We start from the raw sequence: 15,140 nt of genomic DNA, 5'->3' as shown, positions 1-15,140 counted from the left end.
TTTACCAATATTGCTCAATCAGTCCATTGGTAAGCACAGCAGCAATGGCGAACATCATGGTTGCTACTGCGATATCGATGCCTTTCTTAACCTTAGGTTTAGATAGCGTCGGGCCTAGCTTTGCAGCGCCTAATGACAAGGAGTAAAACCAGACGAACGAAGCTAATATGGTCCCTATAGCAAACGCAATTCTGTCGTTGCCTTCAAATTGCCCACCAATGGATCCAAGTATCACCACGGTATCCAAATAGAGGTGTGGGTTTAATACTGTTACTGCCAATGCACCCAAAATAACGGTGCGCTTACCGCGAGCCAGTATCTCTCCTTTTGACTCTTCGCTTGAGGGTGCTTTAAAGGCACTACGTAGTGATAATAAGCCATACACGGTTAGAAAAGCGATACCACCGAGTGTCACTGAAGTCAGCAGTACTTCATTTTGCGACAAAATAGCGCCGCCACCAAAGATACCTAAGGAGATAAATAGGGTATCGAGCAGGCTACAAATTGTTGCAGTCGTTAAGTGATGGTTGCGTTTTATCCCTTGATTTAGGACGTACGCATTCTGAGCGCCAATAGGGATAATCATGCTTGCCCCTAGACCAAAACCTTGTAATAAAACCCAAAAACTCATTTTAACCTCCACTTATTTAACGATATTTACGTGCTATATGGCGAAGATACTCCGACCCTTAAAATAAGTATAATTAATGATTTTAATCTATTATTAGAGTTGCTAATGTGGTTCTGGGTTAGCTTAAAAAGGAAGCAAATTGATGCGTGGATTGGATTATAAATGGATAGAAGCACTGGACGCCGTGGTGAAACAACGTAGCTTCGAAAGGGCTGCGGAGCAGTTATATATTTCACAGTCAGCGGTGTCTCAACGCATCAAACAGCTAGAAAAGTGGTTAGCTCAGCCTGCTTTGGTGAGAGAAAGCCCACCGAGGCCAACGCCAGCAGGTAAAAAGTTATTGGGTTTGTATCGCCGTGTCCGTTTACTAGAACATGAATTGGTGCCAGAGTTGATGAATGAAGATAGTGCGCAACCTTTATCTATCTCGATTGCCACCAATGCTGATAGTTTGGCGACATGGTTGCTACCGGCTTTGTCGGATGTGATGAAGTCTCGCCAAGTTGAGTTGAACCTTGCGATTCATGGTGAGTCTAGAACCATTGAAAGGATAAAAAGTGGCGAGGTGGCTGGTGCAATCAGTTTGGAGTCTCAAGCGATTCCTGGCTGCAGTGCTGACTATCTAGGTAGGATGGATTATGTGTGCGTGGCTAGCCCTGACTTTCATCAGCGTTACTTCTCAGAGGGCGTAAACTACGCCACTTTAAGCAAGGCGCCTGCGGTTTCTTATGATCAATACGATGATCTGCATAAGAAGTTTCTGCATGATCATTTTAACGTACCGAGAGACAGTGTGATCAATCATACAGTCGGCAGTTCAGAAGCGTTTGTGCGCTTAGCGTTGTCGGGTGTCGCCTATTGCTTGATTCCTCGATTACAGATCATCGATGAGCTAGAGTCTGGTGCTTTGATTGATATTACACCTGGCTTTCTGCTGTCTTATCGCATCTATTGGCACCATTGGCAGCTTGAGAGTGGGGTATTAAAAGAGGTATCCCAAGCGATATTAAGTTTTGCTCACAATCACTTACCTCAGTAAAGTGTTGGTTTTTTCAGCGTCAAAGTTCTGTTAGAAGTGTGGCATCAGGATTGGTTAAACGACAAATTGCTCTATGATGAAAGTACATTTGTTTAGCATAGGTCTACCTAATGAAGTTTGTACCAAAGATGTTAGCAACGTCTCTTACTCTTACTGCTGCGTTGAGTGCTGTGAGTTTTCCATCATTGGCCGATTCTCCATCCTTTCCGCATATTTCAACGACAGGCTATGGTGAAGTAATCGCGACCCCTGATATGGCGACATTCTCTGTGAGAGTCGTGGAATCGACAATGACTGCTGAACAGGCTAAAAATACCGTTGATAAAGTGGTGACGGGCTTTTTAAATAAGCTGCACCAAGCGGGTGTCGATGAGGCGAGTGTACACAGCTCAAACCTGTATTTATCTCCTCAATATCACTACCCGAAAGATGGCAAACCGGAACTGGTTGGCTACCGCGCCTCACGTAATGTGACCGTTCAGGTCAATGAGCTTGCCAATCTGAACGAGTACATGGATATTGCTATCGGGCAGGGCATTAATCAGATTGACAACATCCAGCTGCAAGTTCGCGACCAAGCTAAGTATCAAGAGCAAGCGCGTTTAGAAGCAATTAAAGATGCGACATCAAAAGCTAAATCATTAGCGAGCGGTTTTGAACGTGAGTTGGGTGATGTATGGCGCGTGGACTACAACGTCCAATCTTCTCAACCTGTACTCATGCGTTCAATGGCAATGGATGCAAGAACAGAATCGAACTCTTATGAAGATTCAACGATCACCATTCGTGATCGCGTGAATGTGATCTACCAGCTCGAAGAGTAATGACAGTGCTATAGAGGGTTTTGGATCATGATGATCTAATTACCCACGATAGGCCAAATACTAAAAAGGCTCTCATGATGAGAGCCTTTTTTATGCATTTTGGTGCGATGATTAGTGAAGAAGACGAGCACGGATTGTGCCTTCGATCTCTTTCAGTTTAAGCAGTGCTTCTTCAGAGCGATCGGCTTCTACATCGATAACTACATAACCCATATCAGCCGCAGTCTGTAAGTACTGACCCGCGATGTTGATCCCCTCTTCAGCGAAGATTGTGTTGATCTGAGTTAGGATACCTGGGCGGTTTTCGTGAATGTGTAATAAACGAGACGTTCCAGTATGCAGTGGTAGTGATACCTCTGGGAAGTTAACACTTGATAGCGTAGAGCCGTTATCAGAGTATTTCGCTAGCTTACCAGCAACTTCAACACCAATGTTCTCTTGTGCTTCTTGAGTTGAACCACCCACGTGAGGCGTTAGAATCACGTTATCGAACTGCATTAATGGAGACTCAAACGGGTCTGCATTGGTTTTGGGTTCGGTTGGAAAAACGTCAATAGCCGCACCTGCAAGGTGACCAGACTCTAGAGCGCCACACAAAGCAGGAATATCGACTACCGTGCCACGAGCTGCGTTGATAAAGATAGAACCAGGCTTCATGCGCTCGAACTCTTCTTTACCCATCATGTCTTTTGTTTCGTTGGTTTCAGGCACATGCAAAGAGATTACGTCACACTTGTTCAGTAATTCCGTCATGGTATGAACTTGCGTTGCATTACCCAGAGACAGCTTGTTTTCAATGTCATAGAAGTAAACACGCATGCCAAGGTTTTCAGCAATAATACCCAGCTGAGTACCGATGTGACCGTAGCCAATAATACCTAAACGTTTACCACGAGCTTCGTAAGAGTTGTCTGCACTCTTTTTCCAGATGCCACGGTGTGCAAGAGCGTTCTTTTCTGGAATGCCACGTAGTAGCAATAGAACCTGACCAAGAACAAGCTCAGCAACGCTTCGAGTGTTTGAGAACGGTGCGTTGAATACAGGGATACCGCGTTTTGCTGCTGCTTGAAGGTTGACTTGGTTAGTACCAATACAGAAACAACCAACGGCAACCAGCTTTTCAGCGGCATCAATAACTTCTTGGGAGATGTTAGTGCGAGAACGAATACCAATGAAGTGAGCATCTTTAACTGCTTCAAGTAGTTCATCTTCCGGTAGCGAGCCTTTGTGGTACTCAATGTTTGTGTAACCAGCGGCTTGCAGTACTTCTACAGAAGAAGGGTGAAGACCTTCTAGAAGTAGAATTTTTATTTTTTCTTTTTCCAGTGAAACTTTGGCCATTGTTCTCGTCCTTAAAATGGAAAGGTTGGGCAAATGCGGCGCACGTGCTACAAAATGGCTGAAAGGGGAACAAATTCACCACTTTGTTAGGAGACAAACGTTTTCCCTGTGCGTCTTCTGAACAATAAAGTAACAAAAAAAAAATGTTTTGGGTAAGAAAATTACGGAATAAGACATAATTTTACAGCGATAAAGCAAAAAAAACGGCACCCTAGGGCACCGTATGTAATGAAGTAACAGAAAAACTCAATCTTCTATTATTTATTCTTCGATTTTTGCACCTTCAGGCGTGCCAGTGATCACCACATCAGCGCCACGGTGAGCGAACAGACCAACCGTCACCACACCAGCAATACCATTGATGATATCTTCTAGTTGTTTCGGGTTTTCGATCGCCATGCCGTACACATCTAGGATCACGTTGCCGTTATCGGTTGTGCAGCCTTCACGGTAAACTGGATCACCACCAAGTTTAACCAGTTCACGTGCCACGTATGAACGTGCCATTGGGATTACTTCAACCGGTAGTGGGAATTTGCCCAACACATCAACTGCTTTAGTACCGTCAACAATACACACAAACTTATCAGAGATAGCTGCTACGATTTTTTCACGAGTCAAAGCAGCACCGCCGCCTTTGATCATATCGCGCGAAGCGTTAATTTCGTCTGCACCATCAACATAGATGTCTAACTTGAATACGTCATTGCACTCAAATACTTTGATTTCCAGTGCTTCTAGTTTTTCAGTAGAGGCTACAGAACTTGAAACCGCACCTTTGATTTTGTCTTTCATTGTGCCAAGTGCGTCGATGAAGTGATTTACTGTTGAGCCAGTACCTACACCTACAATGCTGCCTTCTTCAACATATTGAAGTGCTGCCCAGCCAGCTGCTTTTTTCATTTCATCTTGAGTCATGCCATTCTCCTGAATAAGGTCTTGCGCTTTGAATTAATCGTTCGCGTATTGAAGTTAACGTCTATATCTTGAGGTTAACGTTTGCGGCGCGATTATAGCGCTTTAATGGTCGTTTTCCCATTGCCAAGTTTTACTCGGAGTCACGATTTTAGGTAACGGAATGTCCCAACCTTCAACTGGTAAGCGATCGACATGTTGGCAATCGTGAGCAAGGCCAATAGGTGTTGCGCCATTGCCCGTCTCGAACCACCGAGCCAAGGTGCGATCGTAATATCCACCGCCCATACCTAAGCGATGCCCTTGAGAGTCAAAGCCCACCAGTGGTGTGAAAATGAGGTCAAGTTGCTGACATGGCTTGACGAGCATCTGATTGAGCTGAGGTTCGACAATGCCGTACTTATTTAAGACCGTCGGTGTGGTTGGAGAATAATGTAGAAATAACAGGTGTCCGGCAGAGAAGGGGTGCAATACTGGTAAATAAGTTTGCTTACCTTGCGCCCATAACCATTCGATCAAAGGCTGGGTATCGAGTTCACCATCGATAGATATGTAGAGGGCAATATGTTGAGCTGACTGAATCTCATTGAGCTGAGAACACTGCTTAACTAAGTCTATACCGGATTGAGTTTGTTGGTCGCCAGATAAAGCATTGCGTTTGATGCGGATTTGTTTGCGAAATTCGCTGCGTGTGAGCGTCTTCATAAGAAGGGATACCCCAAAGTGCCGTTGAGAATAGATGGCCCTTGAACCAGCGAGTTCAAGGCGGATCAGCAATGATTACCGTAGGCTTCTCGGTCGGGCCGAGCATGCTCAATAGCACTCAAGTACTAACCCTTAGGGATTGCTTATCGGCTCGGGGACGTGAATCCTCTGACAAACACTCCAGGGTAAATTTTGTGTACGCTATTGCTGTCCGTGCTTAACTTTACTGAGGACATCTGAAAGTGATGTCGTGAGCTGTTCCATTCGCTCGGTCAGTGCGTTTTGTTCATCATTTGCTTCAAACTTCTTGGTTTGTAATTCGTAGCAAATATTCAGAGCTGCGATAGTCAGCAGCTTCACTTCATTGGTTACCTTAGTACGTTCAGCCATCTCTTTCAATCGATTATCAAGATCGGCCGCCGCTGCAATCAATGACTCTTCTTGCCCTGGTGGACAATTCACTCGAGTCAGTTTTCCTAATATTTCAACGTCTACCGCTTGATTACTCATGATGGATGAACTCTTTAACGCGCTATTTTAAGGCTGTTGCCCTTCGCCATTTTTTGAGAAAGAAAAAGTGCAAGTACCGATGAGGAAGCAATCTCCTCTGAGGGAGAAACTATAGGTAAACCGCTATTAAGATTCAAGCTTTTCAGAGTGACTGTTTGTAAATGAGAGCTTGAGCACACAGTAATTCAGCAAATTGAACAATTGATAGTCAGTCATCCTTCAATTGCTGGGGATCGATGCTTACCAGAATTGGGGTGAAGTGGTACGATTATACTATCGATATAAAGAATAACTGAGCGAGCTATCTGATGAGCGAAACTACTTTACCTGACTACCTAACGGTTGCGACTGAACTTCAATCGGCAAGTCTAGCCGTAACCCCTGCTGAGATGCACGGTTTATTAACGGGTATGTTAAGCGGAGGCTTAAGCCTTGCAGATAAAAGCTGGCAACCACTGATCTTCGATTACACCAATGAGGGCATGGGTTGGCCAGATCGCGCATTAACGCTAGCGGAAGCGACACTGAAAGTAACGACCAGTGAAATCACAGGTTCAGGCATGGAACTGTCTATGTTGCTGCCTGACGAAGACGCAAGCGCAAGCCTGTTTGACTTGGCTGATGGTGTGTCTGATTGGATTAACCATTTCATTTCTGGTTTAGGCTTGGTTGGCGCTCAATTGAACAAAGCGTCAGACAGCACCAAAGAAGCATTAGCTGATCTTGAAGAGATGGCTAAGCTAGGCATTGACGAAGAAGATGATATGGAAGAGCAAGCGCAGCTTCTAGAACACGTTATTGAGCACGTAAAAGCGTGTGCACTAACGATTCATGCTGAATTTGGTGCTCGCCCATCTGAAGATGCGGCGCCTACCATTCATTAATTCGTTGGCCGGTTTGAGGTTATGATGGCTCAGTATGATGTTGTAATTGCTGGTGGCGCAATGGCAGGGGCAACCTTAGCCCTTGCTTTGAATCACCTAAGCCAAGGTTCACTGTCGATTGCGGTAGTGGAGCCTTATCAGGTTGATCATCAAGCTCACCCTGGGTTTGATTCTCGTTCGATTGCTTTGTCCTATGGCACGGTGCAGATCCTGGATTCTTTGCGCTTATGGCAATCTATAGCTCCGGTCGCGACCCCGATTAAAGATATCCATGTTTCGGATCGCGGGCATGCCGGAATGACAGACATCTACAGTAAAGAGCTTGCTGTCGATGCGCTTGGCTACGTGGTCGAGTTAGCAGATGTGGGTCGAATCTATCAGCAGAAACTTGAATCAGAAGCGGCAATTACCATGCTTTGTCCTGAGTCTGTTAGTAAAGTTGAACGTGAAGAAGCGTTGACGACGATTGAACTGACAAGTGGGCAAACAGTAACCACTAAGTTATTGGTTGCTGCTGACGGTGCAATCTCAACCTGTTGCCAACAGCTCAATATCTCATTGAGTGAGCACGACTTTGAGCAAGTCGCTGTGATTGCCAATATCGTGGCGAGTGAACCTCACCAAGGTCGCGCATTTGAGCGTTTTACCCATCATGGGCCAGTTGCTCTATTACCAATGAGTGACAACCGTTTATCTCTGGTTTGGTGTTTAACACCAGAGCAAGCACAAAAAGTGATGACGCTAAACGACAATGAATTTCTTGAGCAGCTGCAGAGTGACTTTGGCTGGCGACTTGGCCGATTAGAGAAAGTCGGCAAGCGTGCGAGCTACCCTCTCATTCTTCGTCACCGACAACAAAATATCTCTCATCGATTTGCCATTGTTGGTAATGCCGCTCAAACGCTTCACCCAATTGCGGGGCAAGGCTTTAACCTAGGTATTCGAGATGTGGCTTCCTTGGCAGAAGAGTTGTGTACCCAGTTAGATGATGTGGGTCGTTACCGTGGTCTTGTTAACTTTAGAAAGCGTAGAGAACAAGACAGAGACGCAACGATCACATTGACTTCAAGCCTAGTTCACCTGTTCTCAAACGATTATATGACCGCTCGCATTGGGCGTAATCTTGGGTTAGCCGTAATAGATAACCTTCCACCACTTAAAGGTCCACTTTTGCGTCATACGCTTGGCCTAGTAGAAAGATAAGGTAATAAATAATGATGCAAAGTGTTGATATCGCGATTGTTGGTGGTGGCATGGTTGGCCTAGCGCTTGCTGCTGCCCTGAAAGACAGTGACCTAAGAATTGCTGTCATTGAAGGCAGAGCGCCTAGTGAAGGGCTGAGTGAGCTGCCTGATGTACGTGTATCCGCGTTGAGCCGTTCAAGTGAAGTGATTCTTCGTAACCTAGGCGCATGGCAAGGTATCGAACAAAGACGCGCTGCACCGTATCAAGCGATGGAAGTGTGGGAGCAAGACAGTTTCGCTCGTATTGAGTTTGACTCGACACGCTTGGCTCAGCCTAATCTTGGTCATATCGTTGAAAACCGCGTGATTCAATTAGCGCTGCTTGATCAGGTTAAGAAGCAAGACAATGTCAGCCTGTATATGCCTGCAACGTGTAAAACGATGGCGATCGGTGAAAGTGAAGCCTGGTTAACATTAGACAATGGTCAAGCATTGACAGCTAAGTTAGTTGTTGGAGCAGACGGCGCAAACTCTTGGGTTCGTAAGCAGCAAGATATCCCATTAACACATTGGGATTACGGACACAGTGCGATTGTCGCGAACATCAAAACCACAGAGCCGCACCACAGCGTTGCTCGTCAAATATTCACGCCTCAAGGCCCATTGGCATTCCTACCAATGCAACCAAGCAACATGAGCTCGATTGTTTGGTCTACCGAACCAAACCGTGCCGAGAAGCTGGTATCCATGTCGGATGCTGATTTTAATAAGCAGCTAACGGCAGAGTTCGACTCGAAGCTTGGATTGTGCGAAGTGGTTGGTGACCGTTTTGCCTTCCCATTGCGCATGCGTTATGCACGTGACTTTGCGGTAGAGCGTGTGGCTTTGGTTGGTGATGCTGCTCATACCATTCACCCATTAGCAGGGCAGGGCGTGAACCTTGGCCTATTAGACGCAGCAAGCTTAGCGCAAGAGCTGTTAAAGCTATGGTCTGCGGGTGAAGACATTGGCACCAAGCGTAATCTTCGCGGCTACGAGCGCTGGAGAAAAGCAGAGGCGGCGAAAATGATTGCTTCAATGCAGGGCTTTAAAGATCTGTTTGAAGGCGATAACCCAGCTAAGAAGCTGATTCGTGGCATTGGTATGAAGCTTGCGGGTCAATTGCCGGGTGCGAAAGATGAGATCATGAAGCGCGCACTGGGTTTGTCAGGCAATCTTCCTGACTTAGCTAAGCGTCCAGTGACTCATCGATAGTGACATAGTGTTCTGGTGATTTATCGAATCATCATTGATACGAAAATTGGTACGAAAAAAGGGTTGGCATTATGCCAACCCTTTTTGTTTTTAATTCTGTAGATAATCAGGTCATGCGTACGCGCAGCGCAGTTTCATGATTTCACTATTTATTTCTTTCACTGTTTGAAAGTGACGTTTTTCTGCTCGGTCTGGTAGCACTAGCTTACCGTTATCAAACTCAAATTTCCCTACGCCGTAAATGTAGATTCGTCCTTTGAAAAGTCGACTTACATGTTTAGCAATCATACTCGGTGTATAGCGCTTAAACAGTCTCATTCTTAATTATCCTTATATTTACCTAGCCTGCATATTATAGAAAAACTCCGAGATAATAATTGTGATAAGCATGGAGTTATATGCAGTAGCGTTGACGTTAATTAGATATTTGTGCTGTTCTAAGCACTTTCTTCAGTAAATATCTATTTTTACGTGAGCTCCTCCCCAAAATAATACTGAGTAGTGAACTGCCGTGAACTTTCCTGTTCGGTATTAAGCAGTGATAATGTTACAAGTATAAGAATAGGCGGGATTTTTTTGTTTGTGTAATCAAATTGTAAATTTCGGACAAAAAAAAGCCCGTCTAAAACGGGCGAATAGTCACAGATGCATTACACAAAAGTGGATACTGATGTTACTCAGTGGATTCACTTGCACTGATTTGCTTAATAGCTAGTCAGTAAATTTACAATAACGCAAATTTAACTTTGTGACTACTTATGCTTTTATTTTGAGTAACTATTTATTGGTGGTGTGTTCTTCTTATGACGAAGTTCACACTAAAAATGTACTCAATGAAATATTCAAATGAAGTTTGCGAAGCATGATCTGATCGAAACGATCATCGACTGATGTCCGCGACGGTGGGTGCACATAGCGCCATAAGATCATTGAGATCCAACGCAACGCCAGCCATTCGGTCGCCGGAGCTAATGGTCACGGTCGAGTTGTTTTGAATGGAAGGATCAAAAATGATCGGCATGTTTCTCTTGAGAGCGAGCGGACCAACACAACCCACTTTAAATCCGGTGATTGTTTCAACATCAGCGAGCGACACGCAGGTCATTCGACGGCAATTCAGTACCGAGCGTACTTTCTTGGGGTCGACAGAGCGATCGCCAGCAGTACAGGCTAACGCATACTGGTTGCCCATATCCTTGAGCAGGATGCACTTCACCATTTGAGAGGCGTCGATGCCTCGCTCTTGTGCGGTTTCTTCAATGCTGGTGGTTGGCTTGCTTTGCATCAGCAGGCGATAGTTCACCTGCTGTTGATCCAGCCATTGTGTAATCAGCGTTTCCACGTGGTTACTCGTCGTCAAGGCTGTACGGCAGTGGCAGGATATTCCATGTTTGATCAGGCTGTGCGGTCAGTCGCAGCTGAACATCGTCATCAAGGTTGTTTGGCAGTACCATCAAACCAATCGCTTGGTTATCAGCAAATTGATAGACGTTTAATAGTCGGCCTGCGCCACGCCAGTTCTCACCCACGCTACGCTCTAGTTCAATTGGGTTCTCTAGAGACAATACTTCTGCTGTCGTTCCTGAAACAATACGCATCTCACGCTTGTTCATGCCACGGTACTTGGCACGAGCTACCGTTTCTTGACCTGTGTAGCAGCCTTTTGAAAAGCTGATACCACCAATCGCTTGCAGGTTAAGCGCTTGAGGAATGTGCTCGTTTTGCTCTGCTTTCGATAGGTTAGGCTGAGCATCTAGAATTTCATGATATTGCCAAAGTGCTTCTGATACTTTTTCTGCTGAGCCACTTGATACTAAGGTTGCAGCAACATCTTCCGTAATAAGCAGTGCCCAACGATTGTCAGAGACTTTAACCGCTGTGCCACCAGAGATAGCACGCACGTTACCTTGGCTTTCTGAAATTGAATCAATGTATTGATCCGCAGATGTGCCCATCATACCGATAACAACATCTGTCGTTTGCTCGATATCAACCTTAGAGAACACGGCGTATTTTTTGATTTCGACCAGTTCTACTTCAATCGCAGATTTAGGCTGCATGAGCGCGTAACCGCCATTGTGATGGAACAGGCGGAAGATACTCCATACCTTTCCTTTTGCATCACAATGCGCGCCTAACGTGGATTCATCATTAGGAAGAGTGACGACATCGCACGTTACTTGACCCTGTAGGTACGACTTTTTGTCATCGCCTATCATGGTAATTGCGCTCCAGTCTGACACGTGTGTCATCATCAGTTCTGGAAGCGATTCATTTTGCGTATGAGCGAGTGGCTGAAATGTGTTTTTCCAATCCATTTTATCTTTCCAAAGAATTTTATTTGGCTCTATGTTAATCCGGTTCTGTTTCTTTGTCAGCCTAGGTTTTTTTGTGAGCTTAGATAGGGACTGTGACTCACATAGTAGTTGCAGGGCGTATGACTTGTTACACTCCGAGAAAGAAAAATTATAGGTGAGGATAGCCAATGTACACTGCAGAGCAGAAAGCACGAATTAAATGGGGTTGCCGTCGCGGCATGTTAGAACTTGATGTAGTCATCATGCCATTTTTCGAAGAGTGTTTTGATTCATTGCAAGAGCAGGAACAGCGCGAGTTTGTTTCTCTGTTAGAGTGTGATGACCCAGATTTGTTTACTTGGGTAATGGGACACGGACGCAGTGAAAACCTAGGCCATGCATCAATGGTTGATAAAATTGTCGCACACAACCTCAGCAAGGTTCGTTAAGCTTCAGCTTAACCCTCCGTATTCCGCATTATTTGCAAAAGGCACTATTTTTGGGTGCCTTTTGTTTTTCATCGTCCTGTCTTCTATTCCACTTGCCGCCAGCCTTTATTGCTTAGCTTTAATGATCCGCTTATTCAGATATAACCATGTGATTCTAAATAGTGTCTATGGGCGTTTTGATTACAGAGAGGATGGTGATATTCGACTCAATGACCGAACTTACCGACTCAAGTCCGTTGATAAGATCTGGGCGCAGTTCTTCGTTAAATTGCAGTTTGAATGTGGGCACTCGGCACTGCTTTGGCGGGACAGCTGTTGCGAGCGAGAATATCGTCATTTTCTGGCGAACTTACAACGAGCACGCTAGAGAAGCCAAACTATTCGATGAAAGAAAGTATTAGATAAAAGAAAGCGTTAGACAAAAGAAAAGGGAGCACTCGGCTCCCTTTCGTTTAATCATTTTCCGCTGACGGCTAATTCGCTAAGCACGTTTAACCAATTATTATGATTGGCGTTTCTCTGGCGTCAGAATCGTTGGGCCACTGTCTTCTGCAAGTTCAGGGTAATCCAACGTGTAGTGAAGGCCGCGGCTCTCTTTGCGCTGCATTGCACAACGAACCATTAGCTCTGCCACTTGTAGCAAATTACGCAGTTCTAATAGGTTATTCGAAACCTTGAAGTAGCTGTAGTACTCATGAGTTTCTTGTTGCAGCATCTGAATACGGCGTAATGCACGCTCTAGTCGTTTATCCGTTCGAACAATGCCCATGTAATCCCACATGAACAGGCGCAGTTCGTGCCAGTTGTGTTGAATGATAACTTCTTCATCACTGTTGGTGACTTGGCTTTCATCCCATGCTGGCAGTTCAGCGCACAATTGAGATTGGTCGATGTTCTCAACGATATCTTTTGCTGCTGCCCATGCGTAAACCACACACTCAAGCAGTGAGTTAGAAGCCATACGGTTTGCACCGTGTAAGCCGGTATAGCTCACTTCGCCAATCGCATACAAGTTCGTCAGGTCGGTTTGACCCTGCTTATTCACCATGACACCACCACACGTGTAGTGAGCGGCTGGCACGATAGGGATCGGCTCTTTGGTCATATCGATACCCAAGTCCATCAAGCGAGTGTGGATCATCGGGAAGTGCGCTGTGATGAATTCTTCAGGCTTGTGGCTGATATCAACATACATGCAGTCGGCACCCAAGCGCTTCATTTCGAAGTCAATTGCACGAGCAACCACATCACGTGGCGCCAGTTCACCGCGCTCATCGAAGTCCTTCATAAAGCGAGAACCATCTGGACGACGCAAGTAAGCACCTTCACCACGCAGTGCTTCCGTTAGTAGGAAGTTACGCGCTTCTGGGTGGAATAAACAAGTTGGGTGGAACTGGTTGAACTCAAGGTTTGCCACACGACAACCCGCACGCCAAGCGATAGCAATACCATCACCTGAAGAAACATCTGGGTTAGAGGTGTATTGGTAAACCTTTGAAGCGCCGCCTGTTGCTAATACAACAAACTTAGCGCGCACGGTTTCAACGTGTTCTTGGTTACGGTTCCAAATGTAGGCGCCGATCACCTTGTCTTTTGAACCACCAATCTTATCTTCGGTGATCAAATCCAGCGCATTGTGGCGCTCGAAGATCTCGATATTTGGGTGGTTGTTGACGTTATCTTGTAGTGAGGTTTGCATCGCCATGCCAGTTGCATCGGCAGCGTGCAGAATTCTGCGGTGACTGTGGCCACCCTCACGAGTGAGGTGATATTTTGGTTGGCCTTCTGTGCTGTTTTCATCTTTATCAAATGGAACACCACCATCAATCAGCCATTGCACACACTCTTTCGCATTTTCAGCAATGAATTGAACTGTATCTTCTTCGCATAACCCAGCCCCAGCAATTTGAGTGTCCTCTACATGAGACTCAATACTGTCCGACTCATCGAACACCGCGGCGATACCACCTTGTGCGTAATACGTCGATCCTTCGCTGCGTGGTCCTTTGCTTAATACAATTACTTTTGCATGTTCTGCTACGCGTAAGGCTAATGACAAGCCTGCCGCACCACTTCCTACCACTAATACATCACACTGATGTTCACGGTTTGCGTTCATAAAACTTATTAAATCCCGGGCTATAGTCGAGTTGTCCACTCTCAATTGACTTTGTCTTGTTTTAGGAGTTTGGGTAAGACTGTTATAATCTCTCCAGAGTCATCCTTAAACGCCATGCAAAATCAATATATAGACAGCTATCTAGAAATATTTAATTGCTCAATACCATTGCTTTTGCTCAAGTTTCCCCAAATTGATAGGGATAGCTATTTTTATTACATCACATTGTGAAACAATAATGGCAAATAATTTTAAGAAAGTTGGAACTTTCGGTATTTGGCTTAGTCACAATAGTGCTCTTGTAGACGGTGGTGTCAATACTACATTTCGCATAATTAGTACCCATATCTGTGAAGGTGAGGGTTATAACAATAGGAGTACCCGCTCGAATGAACGAGCAGCTAACCGATCAAGTGTTGATTGAGCGAGTTCAGAGTGGAGATAAGCAGGCATTTAACTTACTAGTGGTTAAGTATCAAAACAAAGTTTGTAATCTTATCTCTCGATACGTGAATAATTCCGGTGATGTACCTGATGTAGCACAAGAAGCTTTTATTAAAGCTTACCGCGCGATACCTAACTTTCGTGGCGAGAGTGCCTTCTATACATGGTTATACCGAATTGCCGTGAACACCGCTAAAAATCATATCGTTGCCCAAAGCCGTAGGCCGCCAGCAACCGATGTAGATGCAGAAGATGCAGAATATTACGAAACAGGCAGCGCGTTAAAAGAAATATCGAACCCTGAGAACTTAACGCTGTCAAAAGAATTGAAACAAGTCGTTTTTGGAGCGATTGAAGCGCTACCAGAAGACTTAAAAACTGCAATGACGTTGCGAGAGCTCGAAGGTTTGAGCTACGAAGAGATTGCAGAAGTAATGGATTGCCCTGTAGGAACCGTACGTTCGCGTATTTTCCGAGCTCGTGAAGCGGTGGAAAAGAAAATTAAACCTCTTTTGCAACGCTAGAACTTGTAATAATTATGGTG

At 45.2% G+C, this 15,140-nt stretch carries 17 protein-coding genes and 1 other RNA gene; 8 read left to right on the top strand and 10 right to left on the bottom strand.

What is annotated here, in order from left to right:
- Position 1 precedes the first annotated feature (1 nt).
- Entirely contained in the window at positions 2-631 is a 630-nt protein-coding gene (locus ATB74_RS13025; protein WP_061018813.1) for a LysE/ArgO family amino acid transporter, read from the bottom strand.
- A 142-nt stretch (positions 632-773) separates the two neighbouring features.
- On the opposite strand from ATB74_RS13025, the gene ATB74_RS13020 reads away from it, so the two are divergent.
- Together ATB74_RS13020 and ATB74_RS13015 are read left to right on the top strand one after the other, a co-directional pair.
- Complete coding sequence (locus tag ATB74_RS13020; RefSeq protein ID WP_061018810.1) at positions 774-1,670, top strand: LysR family transcriptional regulator ArgP; 897 nt, start codon at positions 774-776, stop codon at positions 1,668-1,670.
- A 110-nt stretch (positions 1,671-1,780) separates the two neighbouring features.
- Positions 1,781-2,494: an oxidative stress defense protein gene (locus tag ATB74_RS13015; RefSeq protein ID WP_061018808.1), complete on the top strand. Its 714-nt coding sequence runs from the start codon at positions 1,781-1,783 to the stop codon at positions 2,492-2,494.
- 111 nt (positions 2,495-2,605) lie between these two features.
- Here ATB74_RS13015 and serA read toward each other — a convergent pair whose 3' ends face one another.
- From serA to zapA, 5 genes are all read right to left on the bottom strand, one after another.
- Complete coding sequence (serA, locus tag ATB74_RS13010; RefSeq protein WP_017059058.1) at positions 2,606-3,835, bottom strand: phosphoglycerate dehydrogenase; 1,230 nt, start codon at positions 3,833-3,835, stop codon at positions 2,606-2,608.
- Positions 3,836-4,096: 261 nt separating this feature from the next.
- Positions 4,097-4,753, bottom strand: coding sequence for a ribose-5-phosphate isomerase RpiA (gene rpiA, locus ATB74_RS13005; protein ID WP_048605825.1), 657 nt, complete (start codon positions 4,751-4,753; stop codon positions 4,097-4,099).
- 102 nt (positions 4,754-4,855) lie between these two features.
- Positions 4,856-5,455: a 5-formyltetrahydrofolate cyclo-ligase gene (locus ATB74_RS13000; protein ID WP_060982701.1), complete on the bottom strand. Its 600-nt coding sequence runs from the start codon at positions 5,453-5,455 to the stop codon at positions 4,856-4,858.
- A gap of 6 nt (positions 5,456-5,461) precedes the next feature.
- A non-coding RNA gene (gene ssrS / locus ATB74_RS12995) (6S RNA) lies at positions 5,462-5,645 on the bottom strand.
- Between the two features lie 11 nt (positions 5,646-5,656).
- Positions 5,657-5,965 carry a cell division protein ZapA gene (gene zapA, locus ATB74_RS12990; protein WP_004735366.1) on the bottom strand — a complete coding sequence of 103 codons (309 nt, stop codon included), beginning with the start codon at positions 5,963-5,965 and terminating at the stop codon, positions 5,657-5,659.
- Between the two features lie 308 nt (positions 5,966-6,273).
- Between zapA and ATB74_RS12985 the strand changes: the two genes are divergently transcribed.
- Genes ATB74_RS12985 through ATB74_RS12975 form a run of 3 tightly spaced genes read left to right on the top strand, consistent with a single transcriptional unit; the run spans position 6,274 to position 9,287 of the window.
- Positions 6,274-6,849 carry a YecA family protein gene (locus tag ATB74_RS12985; RefSeq protein ID WP_050052683.1) on the top strand — a complete coding sequence of 192 codons (576 nt, stop codon included), beginning with the start codon at positions 6,274-6,276 and terminating at the stop codon, positions 6,847-6,849.
- Between the two features lie 24 nt (positions 6,850-6,873).
- Entirely contained in the window at positions 6,874-8,052 is a 1,179-nt protein-coding gene (ubiH, locus tag ATB74_RS12980; RefSeq protein ID WP_061018805.1) for a 2-octaprenyl-6-methoxyphenyl hydroxylase, read from the top strand.
- A gap of 11 nt (positions 8,053-8,063) precedes the next feature.
- Positions 8,064-9,287, top strand: a complete 1,224-nt coding sequence (locus ATB74_RS12975; RefSeq protein ID WP_048605817.1) for an FAD-dependent 2-octaprenylphenol hydroxylase — start codon at positions 8,064-8,066, stop codon at positions 9,285-9,287.
- Positions 9,288-9,398: 111 nt separating this feature from the next.
- Here the strand turns inward: ATB74_RS12975 and ATB74_RS12970 are convergent, their stop codons facing one another.
- The 3 genes from ATB74_RS12970 to ygfZ form a co-directional block, all read right to left on the bottom strand.
- Complete coding sequence (locus ATB74_RS12970) at positions 9,399-9,605, bottom strand: DUF1107 domain-containing protein (protein WP_009847660.1); 207 nt, start codon at positions 9,603-9,605, stop codon at positions 9,399-9,401.
- A 562-nt stretch (positions 9,606-10,167) separates the two neighbouring features.
- On the bottom strand, positions 10,168-10,629 hold the full coding sequence (locus ATB74_RS12965) for an aminoacyl-tRNA deacylase (protein ID WP_061018848.1): 462 nt from the start codon (positions 10,627-10,629) through the stop codon (positions 10,168-10,170).
- Between the two features lie 4 nt (positions 10,630-10,633).
- Entirely contained in the window at positions 10,634-11,605 is a 972-nt protein-coding gene (ygfZ, locus tag ATB74_RS12960) for a tRNA-modifying protein YgfZ (RefSeq protein ID WP_061018802.1), read from the bottom strand.
- 167 nt (positions 11,606-11,772) lie between these two features.
- Here ygfZ and ATB74_RS12955 point away from each other — a divergent pair, with 167 nt between their 5' ends.
- Positions 11,773-12,033, top strand: a complete 261-nt coding sequence (locus tag ATB74_RS12955; RefSeq protein ID WP_004735374.1) for a succinate dehydrogenase assembly factor 2 — start codon at positions 11,773-11,775, stop codon at positions 12,031-12,033.
- The gene (locus ATB74_RS24500; protein WP_347876249.1) at positions 11,981-12,400 is read left to right on the top strand and encodes a protein YgfX; all 420 of its coding nucleotides are present in this window, start codon (positions 11,981-11,983) and stop codon (positions 12,398-12,400) included. Before ATB74_RS12955 ends, ATB74_RS24500 begins: the two co-directional genes overlap by 53 nt.
- 135 nt (positions 12,401-12,535) lie before the next feature.
- On the opposite strand, the gene nadB is transcribed toward ATB74_RS24500, so the two are convergent.
- On the bottom strand, positions 12,536-14,152 hold the full coding sequence (nadB, locus tag ATB74_RS12950) for an L-aspartate oxidase (protein ID WP_017059049.1): 1,617 nt from the start codon (positions 14,150-14,152) through the stop codon (positions 12,536-12,538).
- Between the two features lie 389 nt (positions 14,153-14,541).
- Between nadB and rpoE the strand changes: the two genes are divergently transcribed.
- A complete protein-coding gene (gene rpoE, locus ATB74_RS12945) occupies positions 14,542-15,120 on the top strand; it encodes an RNA polymerase sigma factor RpoE (RefSeq protein ID WP_008223963.1) in 579 nt (192 codons plus the stop codon).
- The last annotated feature ends 20 nt before the right edge of the window (positions 15,121-15,140 follow it).

The sequence above is a fragment of the Vibrio splendidus genome (assembly GCF_001557875.1).
Taxonomy (GTDB): domain Bacteria; phylum Pseudomonadota; class Gammaproteobacteria; order Enterobacterales; family Vibrionaceae; genus Vibrio; species Vibrio splendidus_F.
Note: the sequence above shows the minus strand (reverse complement) of the source record. Positions and strands in the feature narration are given on the sequence as shown.